Consider the following 20,616-nt stretch of genomic DNA (forward strand, 5'->3'; position numbering starts at 1 on the left):
CGGCAACACCGCCGGTCCCGGCGCCGCGCCGTCTACAGCGCGTCGCGACGCCGCATACCGCCGCCGGCATCGAGCTCGATGACCGTATCGATGCCGATGCGGCGCAGGAACGAATAGTCATGGCTGACAACGACTATCGCCCCGCGATAGTCGGCCAGCGCCTCGACGAGCTGATCCACGCTGGCGATATCGAGATTGTTCGTCGGCTCGTCCAGCATCAGCAGCTGCGGCGGCGGATCGGCGAACAGCGAGCGCGCCAGCGACACCCGGAATCGCTCACCACCCGACAGCGTCGAGACCGGCCGATCCACGCTGTCGCCGCGAAGCAGTAGCCGGGCCAACTGATTTCGAATCGCGCCCGGTGTGGCGGCGGTGGCCGCGGCATGGACGTTGTCCAGTGCGCTGGCCTCCTCGTCCAGGTTGTCCAAACGCTGCGGCAGATATCCCACCCGGTCGGTGAGCAGGGCGCCACGCTCCGGATGCCGCCCCGCGAGCAGGTTCTCGATCAGCGTCGACTTGCCCGCACCGTTGGGACCGATGAGGGCGACGCGTTCCGGCCCCTGGATGACGATGCGCCGATCACCATCGCCCAGTTCCGCGATGCGGCGGCCGCGCGGCACCTCCGGATCGGGCAATTCGAGATGGATATGTTCCTCGCGCCTGACCCGCGACGAAGCGGCGGCCAGATTATCCTGGGCGGCAGCGACTTTCGAATCCAGCGTGGTGCGCATCGCCCCCGCCGAACCCTGCGCCCGGCTGGCCCGATTGCCCGCCAGAATCCGCGGAATGCCGCCGTCCCGCTGCGTCGCGCGGGCGGTGCGCTCACGCCTGGCGAGTGTGGTCTCGGCCTCGATCCGCTGCCGCTTCTCGGCCTTCAACGCCTGTTCGGCGGTGCGAGCCGCCTGCACGGCCGCCGCCTGCCGCTGTTCGAGGTGTTGCTTCCAGGCGCTGTACGGGCCGCCGAACGACTCCAGCGCCGCACCGTGCAATTCCACGGTGGCGTCCATGCGTTCCAGCAATTCGAGATCGTGACTGACCACGACGAGGGCGCCCGGCCACGAATCGACGAATCCGGCCAGCCTGGAACGGGTTTCACGGTCCAGATTGTTGGTCGGCTCATCGAGCAGGGTGATCGGCGTGCGCCGGATCCACAGGCCGGTGATCGCGAGCAGTACGGCTTCGCCGCCGGAGAGCTCCCCCACCCGGCGGTCCAGATCGGCAGCGCCGAAACCTATTTCGTGCAGCGCCTGATCGGTGCGCGCCTCGATATCCCAGTCGTCGCCGATCGTCTCGAAGTGCTCGTCCGCGGCATCGCCCGATTCGATCGCGCGCAGGGCTTCGAGGGTGTCCGCGATACCGAGTAATCGGGCGACGGTGGCGGTGTGGCCGAGGGTGAGCGTCTGCGGCAGATAACCCACCGCGCCGACGGTGTCGACGCGCCCGGACGTCGGGGTCAGCAGTCCGGCGATCAGCCGCAGCAACGTCGATTTACCGGCGCCGTTGCGGCCGACCAGACCGGTGCGGCCGGTGCCGAGCGTGCCGTTGAGCCCGGACAGCGCGAGGGTGCCGTCGGGCCATTCGAAGGACAGATTCCGCAGGGTGACGGCAGCGGATATGGATGTGGACATGATTCGTCGACTCTTTTCTGCTCATGGTGAGCGGCCACAGGTGATTTGGGCGTGGCAGAGCCGGACGAAGGCGAAAGTCTCGGAGCCGTAACCGATTACGGGCGCCGAGCGGAATGCGTGAGGCAAGCGCCGCCTTCGACCGGCGGCTGGATTCTGTCGACTTCCTCGATGAGCACGCGACCACCCTAGCAGCGGGATCAGACGGTGATCGTCTGATATTCGGTGTATTGACCCAGGCCGACGACACCGTATTCGCGGCCGATTCCGCTGGCCTTGAAACCGCCGAAGGGGCCGTCGAATCCGACCGGCGCGCCGTTGATGGTGACGGTGCCGGTGCGAATGCGCCGGGCGACGGCGATGGCAGCGGCCTCGTCCGCCGACCACACGCCACCGGAGAGGCCGTAGTCGGAATCGTTCGCGATGCGGACCGCGTCGTCGATATCGTCGTAGCCGAGGACCACCAGGACCGGGCCGAAGATCTCCTCCCGCGCGATCCGCATATCCGGTGTCACATCGGCGAAAACCGTTGGCGTGACGTAGAAACCGTCCCGCAGGCCGGGTGGCAGGTGTGAGCCGCCGCAGACCAGGCGCGCGCCTTCGGCGATGCCCAGCTCGATATAGTCGCGGACGCGCTGCTGCTGATCCCCGCGCACCATCGGCCCGATGAAGGTGTGCGGATCGCGCGGATCACCGACCGGCAGCGACTCGACCAGCGCGGCCAGCGCCGCGACCACCTCCGCGTAGCGCGAGCGCGGTGCCAGGATCCGGGTCTGAGCGATGCAGGATTCGCCGTTGTTCAGCAGCGCACCGAACTTCAGGCCGTGCAGCACCGCGGTCAGATCGGCGTCGGGCAGGATCACCGCCGCGGATTTGCCGCCCAGTTCGAGGCTGACCCGTTTGAGCTGCTCCCCCGCGATGGCCGCGATGCGGCGGCCGGCCCCGGTCGAACCGGTGAACGCGATCTTGTCCACCAGCGGATGCGAGATCAGATATTCACTCGTCTCACGTTCCGCGGGCACAATACTGATCACTCCGTCCGGCAGGCCGATACGGTCGATGAGCTCGGCCAGCAGGCCCATGCTCAGCGAATTCTCCGGAGATGCCTTGAGCACCACCGAATTCCCGGTGAGCAGGGCGGGCAGGATCTTCGCGGTCGCGGCGGAGAACGGCGAGTTCCACGGGATCACCGCGGCCACAACGCCGACCGGTTCGCGTCGAACCACGCTGCGCACCTTGGCATCCGGGTCCGAGGGCGTCAGTGTGCGCTCCCAGTCGAAATTCTCGGCGGCGACGAGGTAGGCGTTCGCCTGCCGGGTCAATCCGGCCTGCCCGGCCCTGGTGAACCATGCGGCAGAACCGTTTTCGGCGGTGATGAGCTCGGCGATCCGATCGGCCTGCTCCGCGCGCAACGCATTGAACCCGCGCAGCAACGCGATTCGCGCGGCGGGCGCGGTATCGCGCCATACCCGGCTTTCGAAGCTCGCATGCGCCGCCGCCACCGCCCGGTCGATATCCGCGGGTTGCGCCTGCGCCGCCACCCCGATGAGCGATCGATCGTGCGGCGAAAGGATCTCGACGAGCGCCGGTTCCGTGGGTTCGGTCCAAGCACCGCCGATGTACAGCCGGTCGTAACTGATCACCCGCGTTCTCCCGCCGTCTCGATCTCGAATGTGGTCGTCGTCATGGCTCCGACGCTAGGTACCCCCGCGCGCGGGCCGCGAGCGTCAGATGACGTAATCCCCGACGCAGGCGCACGCAGTGCGCGGGGACATCGGGAACGGGGTAGCGGCCCGGGACGCGGAATCGTGGCTAGACGAGGGTGCGGACGTCCCAGAGCCAGACGCCGTCGACCTCTCGGGCGGGCACGCCCAGGAGTTCGTCCACGGCTCGGCGCAGGGCATCGGCGTGCCTGGTGGGCGGTAGGACCACCACGTCGGCATGCCAGAAGCGCAAATCCGCCAGGGCTTGGTCGCGGGCAGGCTGGTCGATTACCGGGATGGCGCCGAACATGCGGATGAGGGTGAGCATGTTGCCGGTGGGACGGGTCATGGGGCCGTAGTGGGCGGATCCGTCCGCACCGGGGCCGACGTAGTAACCGCCTACGAGGGGGAAGGTGAAGTCGGAGTCGAGTTGCCAGCGCAGGGCGATGGCGTCCTTCGGGGCGGCGGGCGGGACGATGACCACCGAGCCGTCCGAGATGTACTGCCGCACAGTGCCATCGGCGAAGAAGGCGGGGGTCGGGGTGCGTTCCACGACGGGCAGTGTGGTCGGGGTGAGGGGTAGCAGTGCGCAGGCCAGGGCGGTGAACCAGGCCACGGGCCGCCACTTCGCGGTCGTGGCGCGCCAGTGGTCGATCGCCCGCTGGGCGCCCAGAGCCAGGATGATCGCGATGGCGGGGATGGCCGCCATGGCCAAGCGGGATTCGATCATGCCGTTAAGCGGTGGGATCCAGCCGAATACGAACCACGGCAGCGGCAGGCCGGTGAGCGCCAACGTAATCAGCGCCGCGAGCAGCACCGGCCGGGCGATGGCGCGCAGTGTGCGCACGATGGCGCGCCGGGTGCGCAGATAGGCCAGGCCGAACACCGCGAAGCCCAATGCGAACAGCAGCAGCGGCTCTTCACCCAGCGCGATCTGCATGGCGACCAGCAGACCCAGCGCGATGGAATCACGCGCCGTGCCCGCCTCCGGCCCGGCCTCGGCGTGCCGGACCATCTTGATGACCCGCCGTGCGATGAACGGAAGCAAAACCAGCACAACGTAATTCGGGTGACCATTGGTGTGCGAGATCATGGCGGGCGCGAACCCGCAGAACAAACCGGCAATGGCCGCAGCGATTTCGGAGGTCACCAGCTCACGCGAGAACACCAGATACCAGGCGAACGCGGTACCGGACAACCCCAGCGTGAGTGCCAGCGCGAAGGTGACGGTCGGCCCGAACAGCAGGGTGACGGGGGTGAAGGGCACGCCGAACCCGTACATCAGGGTATTGGCCATCAGATTCACGCCGTCCGGGAAATTCTGCAGCGAGGTGCTGAACGGACTCTCGAAATGCGTGACCTGGTGCGCGGTGAGCGCGAAGAACCACTCGTACAGGGTTTGATCCTGTTCGCTCTCGATCAGATAGCCGCTGCGCGGATGCGCCCACAGCCCGGAGAGCACCAGCACCGCCAACGTCAGATAGCCCCCGGCAACGATGAGATCGGTTCGTGCCGAACGCATTCCCCGCGCGAATACGCGACGCCGACCACCCTCGGGAATCTCCCCCCGCGCATCCCCTTCCCTGACCGCTCCCGCCGATCGGCCCCTATCGGTCCGTTCGGTTACCCACCCCAGTGCCACGCGCAAACTCCCCTAACCTTCGAAATTCGAACAGCCGTTCACGGTATCCGGGCGGGGCCGTTATCGCGCTGTCGAGTCCCGCGCGCCCGGCATTGACGTCAACGCTGTAGGTCTACGATTTTCAGTACATTCGACGCAGGAGGCACTGATATGGCAGGCAAGTCGACCAACCGCGGCCGATCCGGCGCCACCGGCGACAGCCCCACCGGAGAGGGTCCGGTCACCCGGGCGGCGGTATTGGCGGCGGCGCTGCGGATCGTCGATCGGGACGGGGTGGACGGGCTGTCGATGCGCAGGCTCGCGGAGGCGGTGCGCCGGGATCCGATGGTGATCTACCGGCATGTGCCGAATAAGGCCGCGGTGCTGGACGGGGTGGCCGAGGTGGTGTTCGCGGAGCTGTCGGTGGATCCGAAGGATTCCGATTGGATGGGGCAATTACGTTCGGTGGCAAGGGATTTCCGCAAGATCGCACTGGATCATCCGCGCGTGGTGCCATTGCTGGTTACCCGGCCGCTGGCGACGCCGCTGGGGTTGCGGCCGCAGGCGGTGCTGCGGCCGCTCGAGGACATCCTGGCGCTGCTGACACATGCGGGATTCTCCGGCCCGGACGCGCTGCACATCTATCGAGCGGTGTTCGGTTTCCTGTACGGGCATGTGCTCAACGAACTCCAGGAGATCGTCGAGAACCCGGACGAGACCGACGATCTACTGCGGCTGGGTCTGTATCGGCTACCCATCGCGGAGTTCCCGCTGCTGCGCGGGCTCGCACCGGCGCTGGCGGAGTACGACGGCGCGGCCGAGCTCGAGCGCGGTCTCGACATCCTGCTGACCGGCCTCGCCGCGCACATTCCGCGTGATCACGGTGCGAATCCGAACTGATTCTACGACGTAACTCTACGCTGTAGACGTACGCTGTCTCACGGCCTACGCTGAAGAATGGCAATCACCGACGTCGCCGCCTACGCGCATTTGAGACCGGCCGATATCGCGGCGCTCGGGCGCGAACTCGATGAGATCCGGCGTGATATCGAGCAGCGGCGCGGCACCCGCGATGCGCGATACATCCGGCGCACCATCGCCTTTCAGCGCACCCTCGACGCCGCCTCCCGGCTGACCATCGCCGGTAGCCGGGGCAGACTGGGCTGGATACTCGGGACCGCGGGGCTGGCGGCGGCCAAGAGCATCGAGAACATGGAGATCGGCCACAATGTCGGCCACGGCCAATGGGATTGGATGAACGATCCCGAAATCCGTTCCAGCACTTGGGAATGGGATATGGCCGGACTGTCGTCGCAGTGGCGGTACTCGCACAACTTCCGCCATCACTTCTACACCAACGTGCTCGGCATGGACGATGACATCGGTTTCGGCGTCATCCGGGTGAGCCCCGACCAGGCGTGGCGGCCACGCTTTCTGCTGCAACCCCTGCAAAACCTTTTCCTGGCAGCCACTTTCGAGTGGGGCATCGCCCTGCACGATCTCTACTCCGAACAGGACCGCGCCGAGACCCCCGCCGCGCGACGCGCCGAGACCGGGGCGCTGATCCGCAAGGTCGCCCGGCAGACCGGTAAGGACTACGTCCTGCTGCCGAGCGTGAGCGGACGCCGCTGGCGCCGCACGCTGGCGGCGAACCTGACCGCCAATCTCGCCCGCAATCTATGGGCCTACCTGGTGATCTTCTGCGGCCACTTCCCCGACGGCGCGGAGAAGTTCACCCCCGAGGCGCTGGAACACGAGACCGCGGCGGACTGGTATCTCCGGCAGATGCTGGGGAGCGCGAACTTCGACGCGGGGCCGATACTGGCGTTCCTCAGCGGCAACCTCTGCTACCAGATCGAGCATCACCTGTTCCCGGATCTGCCCAGCAATCGCTATGCCGAAATCGCGGTGCGGGTGCGGGCGCTGTGCGACAAGTACGCCATCCCGTACACCACGGGTTCCCTACCGCGCCAATACTTTCAGACCTGGCGTCTCATCAACGCGCTCGCGCTGCCCGACCGGGCCCCGGCGGGCGACGCGCCCGCATCGCCCTCGCCTTGGTCGCGCTTGCTATCGGTAATAGGTATCCCGGTGATCGGCCGGGCGAGCACAGGCGCACGCGCGCTCGAGCCCACTGGCCTGCGTCGCGGAGCAGAACCGAAGTCCGATCCGCCCGTGTGTTTCCCGATCGTGCGGGCATACCGCACAAGAGAATTCGGCCGAATCGGGGCCGGCGGAAGTGGCGCTCTCGTTCGAGGACATTTCGCTCCCTTCCGTAGATCTACACTGTAGATATACGTCGCTGACATCCAGGCTACACGCCCGGGTACGGAACCCCGGGCGCGTTGATCCGCCACGATGAGCGCGGGTGTGCGACCTGACTCGGTCAGTCGCGGTATATCGCGACGTGCGCACCGGTGGCGGTGCCCACGCTCCACGGCCCCAGGCAGGAGGACGTGCCCTGACCGGACGGGCTGAATGAGCCGCTCCACGACCCGGTGTAGGGACCGACGGCCATCAGGGGAAAGGCGTTCGGGATGCCGTGCAGGCCGAAACAATCGACGATCAGGGCGTATTCGCGACCCGCGGGGGCATCCACATCGTGGCAGGTCGCGGTGGCGCCGGTCAGATCCCTGGTGATCTGGCAGTCTTCCGGTGCGGCCTGGGCGGTACCGGAGCCGATCGCGGTCGCGAAACCCACACCGATCAACGCGGTGGTCATGACTCGGGTGGTGACGACTAGCGACTTCCTCATTCGAATCCCTCTCGGTCGAGATCGTTCAAACGCGGTCCTGTGACTGTCGTGACCCCGGACGTGGCCGTTACCGGCCGCAGGTCACTCCCAGGCGAAGCGGGGCTGGTCCATATGGTCGACACGGGTGGAACGGTGGTGCAGGGCCACCTCGCGGAACTGATGCAGGATGGCGGCGGTCGGCGCGTGCAGGTGGCCGCCGAGCAGCGGGAGCCGAATGGCGAGACGGTCGGAGCCCGGCACGGGGGCGAAGCGCGGCTCGACATCCAAATCCGGAAGTGGAATCCAGTGCACCGCAGCCACTTCGGCGGGGTTGGGGATGGGGTGGGGGCCGTCGCCCAGCCATGCCACGACCGGGGTCATCACGTAGCCGGAGCGGGTCGGGTAATCATCGAGCAGGCCCAGTACCGAGGAGCGGGGCAGCTCGATTCCGAGTTCCTCGTGCAGCTCGCGCAGTGCCGCGGTTTCCGCGTCTTCGCCGGGATCGAGTTTGCCGCCGGGCAATGCCAGTTGCCCGGCGTGGGCGCGCAGTCCCGCCGATCGTTCGGTCAGCCAGATGCCTTGTTCCCCAGCGTGATCGGCAATCGCGATGAGCACCGCCGCGGCCTTGCGGCCGTCGAGTTCCACGGTACGGCGGGCAAATCCGCCCAATGCCGCGGCCACCACGTCGCGCAGCCGGTCGGCGGGCTCCTCACGCCAGCGATATCGGTTACCGTCCTCGTCGACCCGCATGCGCCGAACCTAATTCGCCACGCCGACCGCCGTCAACGCGCCGGTCCGGGAATCAGGTTGCTTTACCCGCGCGTTCGGTGTTGCCTGATGCCTCGTGGCCCACGTGAACGTTTCCGATATCGAGTACTTCCTCGCCGACGGACGGCAGCTGCTCAGCGGAGTGAGCTTCCGCATCGGCGACGGTATGAAGGCCGCGCTCATCGGACCCAACGGCACCGGTAAGACGACCCTGATGAAGATCATCGCCGGGGATCTCACCGCCGATGAGGGCGCGGTGACGCGGTCCGGATCGCTGGGCATCATGCGGCAGTTCATCGGTCAGATCGATGACGAATCGACGGTGCGCGATCTGCTGCTGTCGGTCGCCGAACCCGCGGTCGGCGCGGCCGCTCGCACCCTCGACGCCGCCGAGAACGCGCTCATCGAAACCGATGACGAGGCAACCCAACTGGCGTACGCGCACGCTCTCACCGGGTGGGGCGATGTCGGCGGATACGAGATCGAGGGGTTCTGGGACAAGGTCACCATGGCGGCTCTCGGCGTCGATTTCGATCGCGCCAAATGGCGCTCGGTGCGCACCCTGAGCGGCGGTGAACAGAAGCGGCTGGTCCTCGAGGCATTGTTCGCCGGTCCCGATGAGGTGCTGCTGCTGGACGAGCCCGACAACTATCTGGACGTCCCGGGTAAGCAGTGGCTCGAGCGCACCATCGCCGAATCGAGCAAATCGGTCCTGTTCATCAGCCACGACCGGGAACTGATCGCGAACGCGGCCACCCGCATCGTCACCCTGGAACCCGGCGTGAACGGCGCGACCGCCTGGATCCACGGCGGCGGCTTCTCCGGTTACCAGCAGGCCCGCGAGGACCGCACGGCACGCCTGGAGGAACTGCGCCGCCGCTGGGAGGAGGACAACGCCAAACTGCGCGCGCTGGTGTTGCGCCTGCGCGAAAAGGCGAAATTCAATGACGGCATCGCGGCGCGCTATCACGCCGCCCAGACCCGGCTGGCCAAATTCGAGGCCGCCGGGCCGCCCGAAGCCACCCCGACCCGGCAGCGCATTTCGGTGCGATTGCGCGGTGGGCAGACCGGTAAGCGCGCGCTGGTGTGCGAACAACTGGAGCTGACCGGGCTGATGCGGCCGTTCGACACCGAGATCTGGTTCGGTGACCGCGTTGCGGTGCTGGGCGCCAATGGATCCGGCAAATCACATTTCCTGCGGCTGCTGGCCGCCGGTGGCTCCGATCCCGATATCGAGCATCGCCCGGTCAGCGATCGGGAGATCGCACCGGTGCCGCACACCGGTTCCGCCGCGCTCGGCGCTCGGGTGCGTCCCGGATATTTCGCGCAAACCCATTCCCGCCCCGACCTTTCCGGCCGCACCCTGCTCGAAATCCTGCACAGCGGCGACGAACATCGCGACGGTATGGGTCGCGAGGCCGCCAGCCGGGTGCTCGATCGCTACGGGCTGGCCCGCGCCGCCGAGAACCTCTTCGACAATCTGTCCGGCGGCCAGCAGGCCCGCGTGCAGATCCTGCTGCTCGAATTGTCCGGCGTCACCATGCTTTTGCTGGACGAGCCGACCGACAACCTGGACCTGGCCTCCGCCGACGCCCTGGAACAGGCCATCGACGAATTCGCGGGCACCGTCATCACGGTCACCCACGACCGCTGGTTCGCCCGCGAATTCGACCGGTTCCTCGTATTCGGTTCCGACGGAGTCGTTTACGAGTCCACCGAACCGGTCTGGAACGAGACTCGCGTACAGCGCGCACGGTAGGCGCAACGCGAATATGGTGTAGCTCACAGCGTTCCGGGTTGACCCTCACATACGTGTGAGGGTTCGAGCATTCGGTTCATGACGACACCGAAAACGGTCCCGCTCAGCACATCCGGCGCACGGGCCACAACACTGAATACGGTCGCACTGCTGGCCTTGGCGCAGGCGGTCTTCATCACCAGCCTCACCGAAACGCTACCGGCAGGCGTATTGCCCGCGCTGAGTACGGATCTCGGGGTCAGCGAGTCCGCGGCGGGGCAGTCGGTGACCATCTACGCCCTGGGCACCGCGCTCACCGCGATTCCGCTGACCGCCGCGACGGCGGGCTGGAGCCGTAAACGGCTGCTGCTGACCGCGATGACGGGCTTCGCGGCCGCCAACACTGTCACGGCACTGTCCTCGAACTACAGCGTGACCATGACCGCCCGCTTCCTGGCCGGGGTGGCGGCCGGACTGGCCTGGGCGCTGCTGGCCGGATACGCGCGCCGACTGGCTCCGGATCACCTGCAGGGCAAAGCGGTTGCCATCGCGATGGCGGGAATCCCGGTCGCGCTCTCGCTGGGCGTGCCCGCGGGCACGTTCATCGGGCAGGCGGTCGGCTGGCGGGTGGCGTTCCTGATCATGACCGGCCTCACCCTCATACTGCTCGCGTGGATCGGCTTCGGCGTGCCCGATCAGCCCGGCCAGCCGTCCGGCGAGCGTCCGCCGATGACCCGCGCCCTGACCGTCCCCGGCGTTGTCCCCGTACTGTTCGTGACCCTGACTTTCGTACTGGCGCACACGATTCTGTACACGTACATCGCGGCGTTCCTGGATCACGCGGGCATGGCGAACGCCACCGGCACGGTGCTGCTGGTGTTCGGCGCGGCCTCGCTGGCGAGCATCTGGTTCGTCGGCGCACACATCGATCGCCGCCTGCGCATCCTGACCATCGCGAGCGTGCTGCTGGTCGCCCTCGCGGCGGGAACCCTTGCCGCACTGGCCGATTACCCCGCCCTCGTCTACGCGGCCGCCGCGCTCTGGGGCCTGGGCTGGGGCGGTCTCCCCACCCTGTTGCAAACCGCTGCCGCCGACGCCGGCGGCCCCGCCGCCGATTCGGCCCAGGCCATGCTGGTCACCCTCTGGAATGTGGCCATGGCCCTGGGCGGTGTCATCGGCGGACTGCTGCTCGACCGCTCCGCCGCCGCCCTCCCGTGGGCGGTGCTGGTACTGCTGGCACCCGTTGCCGCCGTGGTCTTCTCGGCGCGAGCACACGGCTTCCCTGCCCCGCGAATCGCGAATCCGAGCACGGATCGGTAGTTCGGGTCGGCCGCACTCGCGGCCGGGCCGGCGACTCCCCGCTCGACGGCGCGATCAGTTGACCCAGGGTGGGTTGACGATGGTGCCGTCGGGGAGTTCGCCGGTGAAACCGACCGGGGCGGTGACCATTACGGTGGCGGGGAGGTCGGTGGTGGTGAGGCTGATGGTGGAGCCGGCGGGGGCCACGGCGGCGTCGCCGGGGGCGAGGGTGTGGGATTCGCCTTCGATGGTGAGGGAGATGGAGCCGGAGAGCAGGACGAAGGCCTCCTCGCGGTGAATGCGGTGGCTGACGCCGGTGGTGGCGGGGCCCACCTCCAGACGCCAGACGCAGAGTTCGGCGCTGCCGGCGGCAGGGCGGATCAGCGGGGTGAAGGTGGAGCCGTGCATCCGGTGGGGCTGAATGTCGGCGGTGCGGACGACTGGCATCTGACTACTCCTTTTTGGTCAAGCAACTTGTCTATATAGTCAAGCTTGTTGACTTTCTTGTCAAGTGCCAAGATGCACTCATGCCCGCTCAGGATTTGCCGATGCTGTTGCTCGCGGCCGCGGCCGAGGTCACCGATGCCGTTCACGACGGGACCGTCGCCGCCGGGTTCACCGATATCCGGCCCACGCACGGATTCGCGTTCGTGCGGATGGCGCCCCACGGCGCGACGGTCGGTGAGCTGGCCGACCATCTCGGGGTGACCAAACAGGCGGCCAGCCAGCTGGTCGAGGAGCTGGTGAAAAAGGGCTACGCCGAACGCAATCCGCATCCCTCCGACGCGCGGGCGAAACTGATCACGCTGACCGAACGAGGCTGGGCCTGCACGCGCGCGGCCGATGCCGCCGCCGCCCGGTTCACCGAGCGCTGGGCGCGGGCGCTCGGACCGGGCGCGACCGTCGAATTGCGCAATATGCTCGCCCACGTGGTGACGCCGGGCCGGGTGCGACCCTCGGCCTGGTGACCCGGGTGGCCCGATCGTGATAAACCCGTCCGGCGCGCCGCGTCACCCGCCGCATAGGCCCTGACCAGCGCTGTTGTTAGCGTCGCGGGGTGGAGCCGAACCAACCGTGGCCGCCGGAACCCACCCCGTGGGAGCAACAACCGGCCGCCGGGCCACCAACCGCGACCATGCCGGAACCCGACGAAGCCGAACCGCCGGTTTCCGCACGCACCGCCCGGTGGGTGATCGCGCTGTGCGTGCTCGGATTGGTGGCGTCACTGGCCGGGATCGGCTATTCGGTGGTCGATCAGGTGCGCCGGACGCACGATGAGGCCGATCGGATCCGCAGCAGCGCGGCGGGCATGAGTTTCGTCGCGCCGGACGGCTGGCAGCAGATGCCGCAGCAGGGCGATGATCATCTCATCTTCGGGCAGGCCGCGCTGGAGAAGCAGGGCGGCGGGGACGGCATGATCCTGCTCGGCAAACTCGACGAATCCCTGTTCGCCGCAGCCGAACCCGATGACACCAAGGCCGCCTGCTCGCTGGGATCGGGGATGGGCGAGTTCTTCTTCCCGGACAGCGGCACCCGCGTCGACAAGGAAGTGCTGGACGTCAAAGGCCGTGAGGTGACCGGTAGGTCGTGCTTCTACCGGGTGGACTTCAATGATCCGGGCACCCCGAACGCCGAGGTGTACGCCGCGGTGGTGCAGTCCGATACCCGGCGGTGGTGGGTCTGCTGGCTCGGCAGTGCGAAAGCGCCCGTCGATCGCACCGCCGCGCAGCGGCTGGCCGCATCCCTGCGGCCCCTGTAATCAGCCCAGTTCGAGCGTGGTGGCGCCGAAAACCTTGTCGCCGGAATGAGTTCGGGGTGCGCCGGTGTACATGCGGGCGGTCTCGAAACTCGGCTTCAGGCCCGCCTCCTCGGCCAGGCGAACCGCGCCCGCGTTGTGCAGCGGGACGTCGATCGCCACCGGCCCACCCCGCGCCTCGACCGCCAACGCGGCCAGCAACTGCCGGGCGTCGGCCTCGGTATCGGCGAACAGCGGGCCCACGCGGTGCGAATCCCGTGCGGGACGGATGGTTCCGTATCCGGTGAGGACGCCGTCGACGATCCGCACCACCGTGCGATGGCCGGGATTGCTCAGCCAGGCGGTGAGAAATTCCGGGCGATCGGCTGGGAGACAGGCGGAATCGTAATCGCGCAGTTCCGGCACATCGCGCTCGGCGAGCACCCGCACACTCGAATCCGGTGCGGGCAATGCCGGGCTCCCGGTGAAACGCGCAGTGCGATAGGCGAGTTCGAAACCGCTGCGCCGATAGTTGTCCTGCTGATCGGGCACCCCGTCCAGTCCGATCACCCGCTCCCCCGCGTGCGCCAGCCCCGCCTTCCAGGTGGCCAGACCGAACCCTGCGCCCCGCATATCCGGCCGGACGAGGTAGAACCCCAGAAACGCGAATTCATTGCCGTAGTTGACAACCGAGACCGCGCTGACGGGTTCGCCGTCCAGCCGCCCGAGGAAGAATCCGTCGCGATCCTGCGCGAAGAACGGCACGCCGTCGCGTAGGCCCGGATTCCAGCCCTCCCCGTCGGCCCAGTCCGTGACGGTCGCCCATTCGGCGAGGGTGGCGCGGTCGATGACGAGATCGGCGGCATCCGGCATGCGATCCACGGTAACCGCACACCGGCCGCGGCTCACCGGTGTTGCGCCGGATCGCCGGGCAAGCCTGTCGGCGCGCTGCGGTAGGGTCGGGCTCGACATAGTGGACTACCTGCGGAGTTGCGATATGGCCGACTACGCGCACTCTGATCATGCGAGCCGCAGCCGGGAGGACAAGGCCCGGCGATTGGCGGCGTACATCTGGGCTCGCGGTATCACCGGACCCGAGTTGCTGGAACTCCCCCAGGCCCAGCAGCGCAAGCTGGCCCGGGCCGCGGACACCAATCCCCCGAGCACCGACGAGACCTGGCAGGTCGTGGCCCAGCTACTGGCCGACAAGGACGCCTGGGCCGCGCGCCATCCGGATCATCCGGCCGCCGCGCGCGCCCACACCGACGAGAAGATCCTGTGGGTGAAACCCCCGGTCCGCCCGTGGCACTCCTGAACTCCCGGCACCGAATGCCGCCTGTCAACTCTTGACAGCAAGAAATGAACGGGGGTTCACTGCTTGCGTGTCCCCCGATCACGAGCAGCATCCCGGCCCCGCGGCGCAGCGCCCCGGGCCGACCACCGAGCACGCCGGAACCCGCCCCGCCGCCTGGCGCGACGATCTGACCGGCGGTGACGACTCCCTGTTCACCGGCCGTCCCCAGCCCGAAGGCGAAATCGCGGGCCACACACTGACTTACGAGGTCACCGGGCGGATCGCGCGGATCACCTTCAATCGCCCCGCGCACGGCAATGCCATCACCGCGGACACCCCGATCGAATTGGCGGCCGCCGTGGAGCGCGCCGATCTGGATCCGCGCGTGCACGTGATGGTGGTGAGCGGGCGCGGTAAGGGCTTCTGCGGCGGTTACGACCTGTCGATCTTCGCCGAGAACAGCTTCGCCCCCGCCGAGGGCGCACAGCCCGTCGAGGGCACCGTGCTCGATCCGGTCGTGCAGGCGAGCAACCACAATCCCTGGGGCACTTGGGATCCCATGGTCGACTACGCCATGATGTCGCGCTTCAACCGCGGTTTCTCCAGCCTGCTGCACGCCAATAAGCCGACGGTCGCCAAGGTGCACGGCTTCGCCATCGCGGGCGGCACCGATATCGCGCTGTACGCCGATCAGATCATCTGCGCCGACGATGCCCGCATCGGCTATCCGCCGACCCGCACCTGGGGTATTCCGGCGGCGGGCATGTGGGCGCATCGCATCGGCGATCAGCGCGCCAAACGCCTGCTGTTCACCGGTGACAGTCTCACCGGTAAACAGGCCGAGGAATGGGGCCTGGCCGTCGAATCCGCACCCGCCGACGAACTCGACGCGCGCACCGAGGAACTGCTGCACCGCATTTCACTGGTGCCGATCAATCAGCTCATCATGGCCAAGCTGGCACTCAACAGCGCGCTGCTGAATCAGGGCGTGGCGAATTCCGGCATGGTCAGCACCGTATTCGACGGTGTTTCCCGGCATACCCGCGAGGGCTATGCCTTCCAATTGCGCGCCGCCACCGCCGGTTTCCGGGAAGCGGTCCGCGAACGCGACGAACCCTTCGGTGACTGGAAGGGCCAATCCAAATAGGTCCGGGTCAGCCGATTCCGGGCACATCCGTCCGCTCGGCGCGCAGCACCACCCGCTCGGACAGTGAGCGCAGCGCCGCGGCTTCGGCCGGACCCATATCGTCGATGAACAACTGCCGCACCAATTCCACGTGATTGGGTGCGGCGGTTTCCAGCGCCCGCCGCCCCTGTTCGGTCAATCGGACCTCGCGGCCGCGGGCGTCATCGGCGGCCTGGCATCGATCGACCAGGCCGCGCGCGGCCATCCGCGATAAATGCTTGGACAGTCTGCTCTTGTCCCAGCAGATCTCCGCGCCCAATTCCTTGGCGCGCAGTTGCCCGCCCGCCCCCGACAGCGCGACCAGCACTTCATAATCCGAGGTGGACAGCCCGTCCTGGGAAAGCCCGGCGGCGATGGCCGCGTCCAGCCGCTGTCGCATACGGATATAGGACTGCCAGGTCGCCTGTTCCTCTTCGCTCAACCAGCGGGTCATGAATACATAGTATCCCTTCTTGGTTGACATGGACACTAACAGCCGTCGCGCATTATGAAACAGCTATTGCCGAACGTGCCGCGCGATTCGGGAACCCGAGTGCGGTACCGTCCGTTCGTCGTAATGCGAGGGCGGAGATCAACGAGCGCGTAGTTGATTTCCGAGTAGGACGAATGGGACATGTTCTGGCAGAACATCTCCCGGCAGACACCCGGCGCATAGTCATTTACCTGGATGAATAGCTCATCCGGTTGACAATGCAACGTTGCGCCGGAACTGTAGACGCCGGACCCGAACCGGCCACCGAGTCGCACCCCACGCGGCGGCGGTGGCATCCGCGCCGAATCGGGCCGCTGCCAACCCTATTGCGCCGACATTGAGGAATACATGAACGTTCGCCGGCTTCTCGTCACCGCCAGCGCCGCGGGACTGACGATTCTTGCAGCCCCCTCCGCCCTTGCCCTCGCCGACGTGCCGACCGGTTCCTCCGGTACCGGCTCCTCCGCCATCGACACCGGTTCCGGCGCGACCGGCTCGGCCAATCTCGCGCAGACCGGTTCCGCCGGTGGCGCTTACAAGAACTGCGATGAGGCCCGCGCCGCCGGGCACGCTCCGCTCTTCCGCGGCGAGCCCGGTTATGGCCCGCACCTGGACCCCGATGGCGACGGAATGGCCTGCCCGACGGTCTGATTCGCCCCGATAACGAGAAACACCCGGTGCCAGCGCACCGGGTGTTTTTTCGTTCGAACTCAACTCGCCGGCGTCAGCGGAACACCTTGATCAGGATCAGGCCGACCACGACCACGCCCGCGCCGATCAGGCTGTACTTGATCTTCGGCTCATTCACCTTGGCGACCAGCGCCTGCTTGGTGTTGTCCGCCAACCGCTGCGGATCGGCCCGCACCGCGAGTTCGTCGAGGGTGTTCGCGAGCCTGCTCCGGGCGGCCTCGATCTCACGCTCGATGGCCTCGGTATCTCTCGCCACGTCACACTCCTGTCTGAAAGCCGCGCACCGGCGGCACCGTTGTCTCGAGGCGGCAAGCCACGCCGGGCTGCCGACCTGCTCTGGAGTGTATCGCCCGCATGCCGTCCGACCCTTCTACTACGGTTGCGGCATGACCGAGAACCATCGACTCAGTCCCGGCGACGCCGCGCCCGCCTTCACCCTTCCCGATGCCGACGGCAAAGATGTGTCGCTGAGCGATTACAGCGGACGCAAGGTGATCATCTATTTCTATCCGGCCGCGAGTACGCCCGGATGCACCAAGCAGGCGTGCGATTTCCGGGACAGCCTGGCCGAATTGAACGAGGCCGGATTGGAAGTCATCGGGATTTCGCCCGATAAGCCCGCGAAGCTGGCGAAGTTCCGCGATGCGGAGGGGCTCACCTTCCCGCTGCTGTCCGATCCGGATAAGGCCACGTTGCAGGCGTACGGGGCGTTCGGCGAGAAGACCATGTACGGCAAGACCGTCACCGGCGTTATTCGCTCCACCTTCCTGGTGGACGAGAGCGGCAAGATCGAGGTCGCGCAATACAACGTGCGCGCCACCGGACACGTGGCGAAGCTGCGCCGCGACCTGTCGGTATAGCGCCCGGAAAATAGGAAGAGCCCCGGCCCCCAACGGGCCGGGACTCGAACCTGGACCTGTCCCCCGCGCAGGCGGCGGCGGGGGACGGCGGCCAGCTCTAGACCCCGCGCGGCACCAATTGCGCTGCCGCCCACTGCATCATCATGCGGAAGTGGTTATCCCACCATTTCCCGAATTCCGGCGAATCCAGCGCGGGCGGCGCCTGCTCCCCGGCGAAGAGACCGGTATCGGTGAGCGCGGCCGAATGCGTCGGCGCGGGGATGATGGAATCCGCTTGCAGCGCAGCGGGTTCGGTCTCCGGCTGCGCCATCAGCAGCGGCTTGGACGGCCGCATCTGCTTCGCTTCGGGATTCTTCGGGCCCCAATTCAGGGTGGCCGGATCGATGGTCACCACATCCGGCGCGGGCGGCTCCGGCGCGGGCTCGACCGACAGCGGCGCGGCGGCCTCGGTCGTCATCGGGGCATCGCCGGGCACGCCCTCCACCGGCGAGGCGGAACCGGTATCGATACCCGGCTCACCGATCGGATGCTCGACGCCCTGGGTGCGCGCGTCGGCGGACACCCGGGCATCGGTGAGCATGGGCTCGGGCACCGACTTGGAGTTATTACTCGCCGCGTACACGCCACCCGCGACCAGACCACCGGCGAGCACACTGGCCGCCGCGAACAGCGCGGCGGTACCGCGCGCCCGGCGAATCCGCTCGGCGGCCTCGCCCGCGTATTCGGCCTCCGGCATGGCGGACAGCGCCGCACCGATGGCGGGTGCGTTCGCGGCCACCGAGCACGGGATCACCGGTGCGCCGAAGCCCGCTTCGAGCGCGGCGACGACGGCGGGTTCGGTTGCGGCGGAACCGATCAGCACCACCGCGTCCGGCTTCACCCCGGCCGCGTCGAACTGATCCCAGGCGGCGGTGACGGCGGCGCTCATGGCCTCGTCATTGGTCGCGCCGCCGGTCAGGCTGACCGCGGCCAGCACCCGGCTGCGCTCGGAATCGATGAGCGAGAAGGCCTGCGAACCCGGCACCACCTCGCAGATGGCGAGATCCTCGAATTCATCGACCCAGGTCATGGCGCGGGCGACGGACAGGTGCGCGGCCTTGGCGGAAACCAGCGAGGCCTCATGCCACGGCCCGGATGCCAGGCGGGTGACAATGGCCCGGCGCTCGGCGGCATCACGGTAGGCGACGGCCGCGCCGACGATATCGCGATCGGGGCTGAGCTTGCCCGCGATCTCCTCCAGCACCAGCTCGACCGCCGCGGCCAGATCGGCCTTCGTGTCGCCGGTGATCCGCTCGACGCGTTCCATCACCACGCGTTCCGGCAGCCTGTCGCCGTCGTCGGCGAGGGCCACCGCACGCACGGTGCCGCGCTCGGTGGCGACACCGATGGTCACCGTGGATCGGACAACAGCAGAAGCAACCACAGATCAGCCTTCCAACGTCGTCGTGTCCCCTTTGCCGGGACACGGTTCTCGAGACGAAAACAGCGTTCGGATTCAGCCCCCGAGGAGTGTGTGAGCACGCGGCCGGGAGGCAGCTGCGATGAATGTTCGTCGCCGTTCCCGGTTGCGGATTGGTGAGTTTCCGGACCGACAGAGGGACACACGAACTACCGCAGCGTGTCATCGGAGTGTCGCTACCTCTAGGCTGTTGAACGTGGAAGCACGCACGGGAACCAGGTCGACTCGACGACCCGACCCCGCGTTGGAGTTGCAGGACGACCCACAAGAGCTGATGCCCCGCCGCCGCCCGACGCAGGAACGGAGCAAACGCAAGTTCGACGCGCTGCTGCAGTCCTCTCGCGAATTACTCGTCGAGGTCGGCTTCGAGTCGTTCACCTGTGAGGAAGTCGCGGCCCGCGCGGAAGTCCCCATCGGCACCCTCTACCAGTTCTTCGCCAACAAGTACGTGATCGTCTGCGAGCTGAATCGCCAGGATCTGGTCGCGGTTTCGCAGGAGCTCAAGGACTTCCACGGCGAGATCCCGTCCATGGACTGGCTACGCCATATGAATTCGCTGGTGGATCATCTGGCGGAGTTGTGGATGACCGATCCGTCCCGCCGCGAGGTGTGGCTGGCCATGCAGTCGACGCCGTCGACGCGGGCCACGGGGGCGATCCACGAGAAGGAATTCGCCGAGGCGGTGGCGCAGATGCTGCGCTCGCTGATGCCGCGCACCCCCCGCATCCGCCGTTCGATGATGGCGCAGGTGCTGGTGCACGTGGTCTATTCGATGCTGAATTTCTCGGTGCAGGACGGACTCAGCCATGAGGACGCCGTCGCCGAGCTCAAGCGCCTCATGGTCGCGTATCTGCTGATCGCCGAGAAGGAATCCCGCAGCGGCGGTCAGCGCACACCCTCACCCCTGGATGAGGTCGGCTAGTTCGCCCGGATCCTCCAGCACCACCATGGCGGCGGCGGTATCGCCATCGTGCGTGAGCGAGAGGTGAACTCGCACCCGGGGCAGGAATTCCGCTGCGAGGCCGTGCAATTTGATGCTGGGGCGGCCCCAGGCGTCATTCACCACCTCGATCAACGGGTAGGGATTGTCGCCGATCTGCGGACTGCGCGCGAAGCGAGATGACGCCCACGCCTTGATGACCGCTTCCTTCGCGGCCCAGCGGGCGGCGTAGCTGCGGGCCGGGTCGGTGCCTTTGCTCTGGCAATAGCGCCGCTCGCCGGCGGTGAAACTCTCCCGGATCATGGTGGTGCCGGTGCGTTCCAGCTGTTCGGCGAATTCGGAGATGCAAACCAAATCCAGGCCGATGCCAAGGATTGTCACAGCGCGGGACTCCTCGATTCCTGATGAGTGCAGATTCCTGCAACATACATAACAGCGGAGCCTACGGTTCCGTAGGCTCCGCTGGTTGGGATGTTCAGCTATGCGGGCTGA

22 protein-coding genes and 2 pseudogenes are annotated in these 20,616 nt (G+C 67.3%); 11 read left to right on the top strand and 13 right to left on the bottom strand.

From position 1 onward, the window contains the following. Window positions 1-32 precede the first annotated feature (32 nt). The 4 genes and pseudogenes from ACFVUS_RS41285 to ACFVUS_RS41300 form a co-directional block, all read right to left on the bottom strand. Window positions 33-1,007, bottom strand: coding sequence for an ATP-binding cassette domain-containing protein (locus tag ACFVUS_RS41285; protein ID WP_387780773.1), 975 nt, complete (start codon window positions 1,005-1,007; stop codon window positions 33-35). A gap of 111 nt (window positions 1,008-1,118) precedes the next feature. Beyond that, a pseudogene (locus ACFVUS_RS41290) lies at window positions 1,119-1,532 on the bottom strand (ATP-binding cassette domain-containing protein); the annotation flags it as partial. Window positions 1,533-1,825: 293 nt separating this feature from the next. Continuing rightward, window positions 1,826-3,268, bottom strand: coding sequence for an aldehyde dehydrogenase (locus ACFVUS_RS41295; protein ID WP_387780148.1), 1,443 nt, complete (start codon window positions 3,266-3,268; stop codon window positions 1,826-1,828). Between the two features lie 169 nt (window positions 3,269-3,437). Further along, window positions 3,438-4,850, bottom strand: a complete 1,413-nt coding sequence (locus tag ACFVUS_RS41300) for a glycosyl transferase (protein ID WP_387780151.1) — start codon at window positions 4,848-4,850, stop codon at window positions 3,438-3,440. Window positions 4,851-5,120: 270 nt separating this feature from the next. Between ACFVUS_RS41300 and ACFVUS_RS41305 the strand changes: the two genes are divergently transcribed. Further along, window positions 5,121-5,849, top strand: a complete 729-nt coding sequence (locus ACFVUS_RS41305) for a TetR/AcrR family transcriptional regulator C-terminal domain-containing protein (protein WP_387780154.1) — start codon at window positions 5,121-5,123, stop codon at window positions 5,847-5,849. 57 nt (window positions 5,850-5,906) lie between these two features. Further along, a pseudogene (locus tag ACFVUS_RS41310) lies at window positions 5,907-7,070 on the top strand (fatty acid desaturase family protein); the annotation flags it as partial. On the opposite strand, the gene ACFVUS_RS41315 reads toward ACFVUS_RS41310, so the two are convergent. From ACFVUS_RS41315 to ACFVUS_RS41325, 3 genes are all read right to left on the bottom strand, one after another. Continuing rightward, the gene (locus tag ACFVUS_RS41315; protein ID WP_387780776.1) at window positions 7,020-7,211 is read right to left on the bottom strand and encodes an RGCVC family protein; all 192 of its coding nucleotides are present in this window, start codon (window positions 7,209-7,211) and stop codon (window positions 7,020-7,022) included. The pseudogene ACFVUS_RS41310 and the gene ACFVUS_RS41315 overlap by 51 nt on opposite strands. A 124-nt stretch (window positions 7,212-7,335) precedes the next feature. Then, on the bottom strand, window positions 7,336-7,704 hold the full coding sequence (locus ACFVUS_RS41320) for a hypothetical protein (RefSeq protein WP_387780157.1): 369 nt from the start codon (window positions 7,702-7,704) through the stop codon (window positions 7,336-7,338). 81 nt (window positions 7,705-7,785) lie between these two features. Further along, complete coding sequence (locus ACFVUS_RS41325) at window positions 7,786-8,433, bottom strand: NUDIX hydrolase (RefSeq protein WP_387780160.1); 648 nt, start codon at window positions 8,431-8,433, stop codon at window positions 7,786-7,788. Window positions 8,434-8,527: 94 nt separating this feature from the next. Here ACFVUS_RS41325 and ACFVUS_RS41330 point away from each other — a divergent pair, with 94 nt between their 5' ends. Both ACFVUS_RS41330 and ACFVUS_RS41335 read left to right on the top strand, forming a co-directional pair. After that, window positions 8,528-10,210, top strand: a complete 1,683-nt coding sequence (locus ACFVUS_RS41330) for an ABC-F family ATP-binding cassette domain-containing protein (RefSeq protein WP_387780163.1) — start codon at window positions 8,528-8,530, stop codon at window positions 10,208-10,210. 78 nt (window positions 10,211-10,288) lie between these two features. Next, entirely contained in the window at window positions 10,289-11,509 is a 1,221-nt protein-coding gene (locus ACFVUS_RS41335; protein WP_387780166.1) for an MFS transporter, read from the top strand. Window positions 11,510-11,563: 54 nt separating this feature from the next. Here ACFVUS_RS41335 and ACFVUS_RS41340 read toward each other — a convergent pair whose 3' ends face one another. Continuing rightward, window positions 11,564-11,935, bottom strand: a complete 372-nt coding sequence (locus ACFVUS_RS41340) for a cupin domain-containing protein (protein ID WP_387780169.1) — start codon at window positions 11,933-11,935, stop codon at window positions 11,564-11,566. A gap of 80 nt (window positions 11,936-12,015) precedes the next feature. Between ACFVUS_RS41340 and ACFVUS_RS41345 the strand changes: the two genes are divergently transcribed. Both ACFVUS_RS41345 and ACFVUS_RS41350 read left to right on the top strand, forming a co-directional pair. Further along, window positions 12,016-12,456 (top strand): MarR family winged helix-turn-helix transcriptional regulator, encoded by a 441-nt coding sequence (locus ACFVUS_RS41345; protein WP_387780172.1) that lies wholly within the window; start codon window positions 12,016-12,018, stop codon window positions 12,454-12,456. Between the two features lie 89 nt (window positions 12,457-12,545). Beyond that, a complete protein-coding gene (locus ACFVUS_RS41350) occupies window positions 12,546-13,247 on the top strand; it encodes an APA family fibronectin-binding glycoprotein (RefSeq protein ID WP_387780175.1) in 702 nt (233 codons plus the stop codon). On the opposite strand, the gene ACFVUS_RS41355 is transcribed toward ACFVUS_RS41350, so the two are convergent. Further along, a complete protein-coding gene (locus ACFVUS_RS41355) occupies window positions 13,248-14,096 on the bottom strand; it encodes a GNAT family N-acetyltransferase (RefSeq protein WP_387780178.1) in 849 nt (282 codons plus the stop codon). A 124-nt stretch (window positions 14,097-14,220) separates the two neighbouring features. Here ACFVUS_RS41355 and ACFVUS_RS41360 point away from each other — a divergent pair, with 124 nt between their 5' ends. Both ACFVUS_RS41360 and ACFVUS_RS41365 read left to right on the top strand, forming a co-directional pair. Next, window positions 14,221-14,538 (top strand): hypothetical protein, encoded by a 318-nt coding sequence (locus tag ACFVUS_RS41360; protein WP_387780778.1) that lies wholly within the window; start codon window positions 14,221-14,223, stop codon window positions 14,536-14,538. Between the two features lie 67 nt (window positions 14,539-14,605). Further along, a complete protein-coding gene (locus ACFVUS_RS41365) occupies window positions 14,606-15,664 on the top strand; it encodes a crotonase/enoyl-CoA hydratase family protein (RefSeq protein ID WP_387780181.1) in 1,059 nt (352 codons plus the stop codon). 7 nt (window positions 15,665-15,671) lie between these two features. On the opposite strand, the gene ACFVUS_RS41370 is transcribed toward ACFVUS_RS41365, so the two are convergent. Next, a complete protein-coding gene (locus ACFVUS_RS41370; protein ID WP_387780184.1) occupies window positions 15,672-16,136 on the bottom strand; it encodes a MarR family winged helix-turn-helix transcriptional regulator in 465 nt (154 codons plus the stop codon). A gap of 387 nt (window positions 16,137-16,523) precedes the next feature. On the opposite strand from ACFVUS_RS41370, the gene ACFVUS_RS41375 reads away from it, so the two are divergent. Beyond that, complete coding sequence (locus ACFVUS_RS41375) at window positions 16,524-16,826, top strand: excalibur calcium-binding domain-containing protein (RefSeq protein ID WP_387780187.1); 303 nt, start codon at window positions 16,524-16,526, stop codon at window positions 16,824-16,826. Between the two features lie 73 nt (window positions 16,827-16,899). Here ACFVUS_RS41375 and ACFVUS_RS41380 read toward each other — a convergent pair whose 3' ends face one another. After that, complete coding sequence (locus ACFVUS_RS41380; RefSeq protein WP_067574554.1) at window positions 16,900-17,121, bottom strand: DUF3618 domain-containing protein; 222 nt, start codon at window positions 17,119-17,121, stop codon at window positions 16,900-16,902. 130 nt (window positions 17,122-17,251) lie between these two features. Between ACFVUS_RS41380 and bcp the strand changes: the two genes are divergently transcribed. Next, complete coding sequence (gene bcp, locus ACFVUS_RS41385; protein ID WP_387780190.1) at window positions 17,252-17,725, top strand: thioredoxin-dependent thiol peroxidase; 474 nt, start codon at window positions 17,252-17,254, stop codon at window positions 17,723-17,725. 97 nt (window positions 17,726-17,822) lie between these two features. Here the strand turns inward: bcp and ACFVUS_RS41390 are convergent, their stop codons facing one another. Further along, on the bottom strand, window positions 17,823-19,148 hold the full coding sequence (locus tag ACFVUS_RS41390; protein ID WP_387780193.1) for a hypothetical protein: 1,326 nt from the start codon (window positions 19,146-19,148) through the stop codon (window positions 17,823-17,825). Window positions 19,149-19,458: 310 nt separating this feature from the next. Here ACFVUS_RS41390 and ACFVUS_RS41395 point away from each other — a divergent pair, with 310 nt between their 5' ends. Next, complete coding sequence (locus ACFVUS_RS41395; protein ID WP_387780780.1) at window positions 19,459-20,106, top strand: TetR family transcriptional regulator; 648 nt, start codon at window positions 19,459-19,461, stop codon at window positions 20,104-20,106. Here ACFVUS_RS41395 and ACFVUS_RS41400 read toward each other — a convergent pair. Then, window positions 20,083-20,505, bottom strand: coding sequence for a holo-ACP synthase (locus tag ACFVUS_RS41400; RefSeq protein ID WP_309231616.1), 423 nt, complete (start codon window positions 20,503-20,505; stop codon window positions 20,083-20,085). The genes ACFVUS_RS41395 and ACFVUS_RS41400 overlap by 24 nt on opposite strands. Between the last annotated feature and the right edge of the window lie 111 nt (window positions 20,506-20,616).

The sequence above is a fragment of the Nocardia sp. NPDC058058 genome (genome assembly GCF_042885355.1).
In the GTDB taxonomy this organism is placed as follows: Bacteria; Actinomycetota; Actinomycetes; order Mycobacteriales; family Mycobacteriaceae; genus Nocardia.

Coding starts and splice junctions, on each gene's coding strand:
- ACFVUS_RS41285 (WP_387780773.1), bottom strand. CDS start 1,007: ATGGACGCCACCGTGGAATTGCACGGTGCGGCGCTGGAGTCGTTCGGC.
- ACFVUS_RS41300 (WP_387780151.1), bottom strand. CDS start 4,850: ATGCGTTCGGCACGAACCGATCTCATCGTTGCCGGGGGCTATCTGACG.
- ACFVUS_RS41305 (WP_387780154.1), top strand. CDS start 5,121: ATGGCAGGCAAGTCGACCAACCGCGGCCGATCCGGCGCCACCGGCGAC.
- ACFVUS_RS41315 (WP_387780776.1), bottom strand. CDS start 7,211: ATGTCCTCGAACGAGAGCGCCACTTCCGCCGGCCCCGATTCGGCCGAA.
- ACFVUS_RS41320 (WP_387780157.1), bottom strand. CDS start 7,704: ATGAGGAAGTCGCTAGTCGTCACCACCCGAGTCATGACCACCGCGTTG.
- ACFVUS_RS41325 (WP_387780160.1), bottom strand. CDS start 8,433: ATGCGGGTCGACGAGGACGGTAACCGATATCGCTGGCGTGAGGAGCCC.
- ACFVUS_RS41335 (WP_387780166.1), top strand. CDS start 10,289: ATGACGACACCGAAAACGGTCCCGCTCAGCACATCCGGCGCACGGGCC.
- ACFVUS_RS41340 (WP_387780169.1), bottom strand. CDS start 11,935: ATGCCAGTCGTCCGCACCGCCGACATTCAGCCCCACCGGATGCACGGC.
- ACFVUS_RS41345 (WP_387780172.1), top strand. CDS start 12,016: ATGCCCGCTCAGGATTTGCCGATGCTGTTGCTCGCGGCCGCGGCCGAG.
- ACFVUS_RS41355 (WP_387780178.1), bottom strand. CDS start 14,096: ATGCCGGATGCCGCCGATCTCGTCATCGACCGCGCCACCCTCGCCGAA.
- ACFVUS_RS41360 (WP_387780778.1), top strand. CDS start 14,221: ATGGCCGACTACGCGCACTCTGATCATGCGAGCCGCAGCCGGGAGGAC.
- ACFVUS_RS41370 (WP_387780184.1), bottom strand. CDS start 16,136: ATGACCCGCTGGTTGAGCGAAGAGGAACAGGCGACCTGGCAGTCCTAT.
- ACFVUS_RS41375 (WP_387780187.1), top strand. CDS start 16,524: ATGAACGTTCGCCGGCTTCTCGTCACCGCCAGCGCCGCGGGACTGACG.
- bcp (WP_387780190.1), top strand. CDS start 17,252: ATGACCGAGAACCATCGACTCAGTCCCGGCGACGCCGCGCCCGCCTTC.
- ACFVUS_RS41395 (WP_387780780.1), top strand. CDS start 19,459: ATGCCCCGCCGCCGCCCGACGCAGGAACGGAGCAAACGCAAGTTCGAC.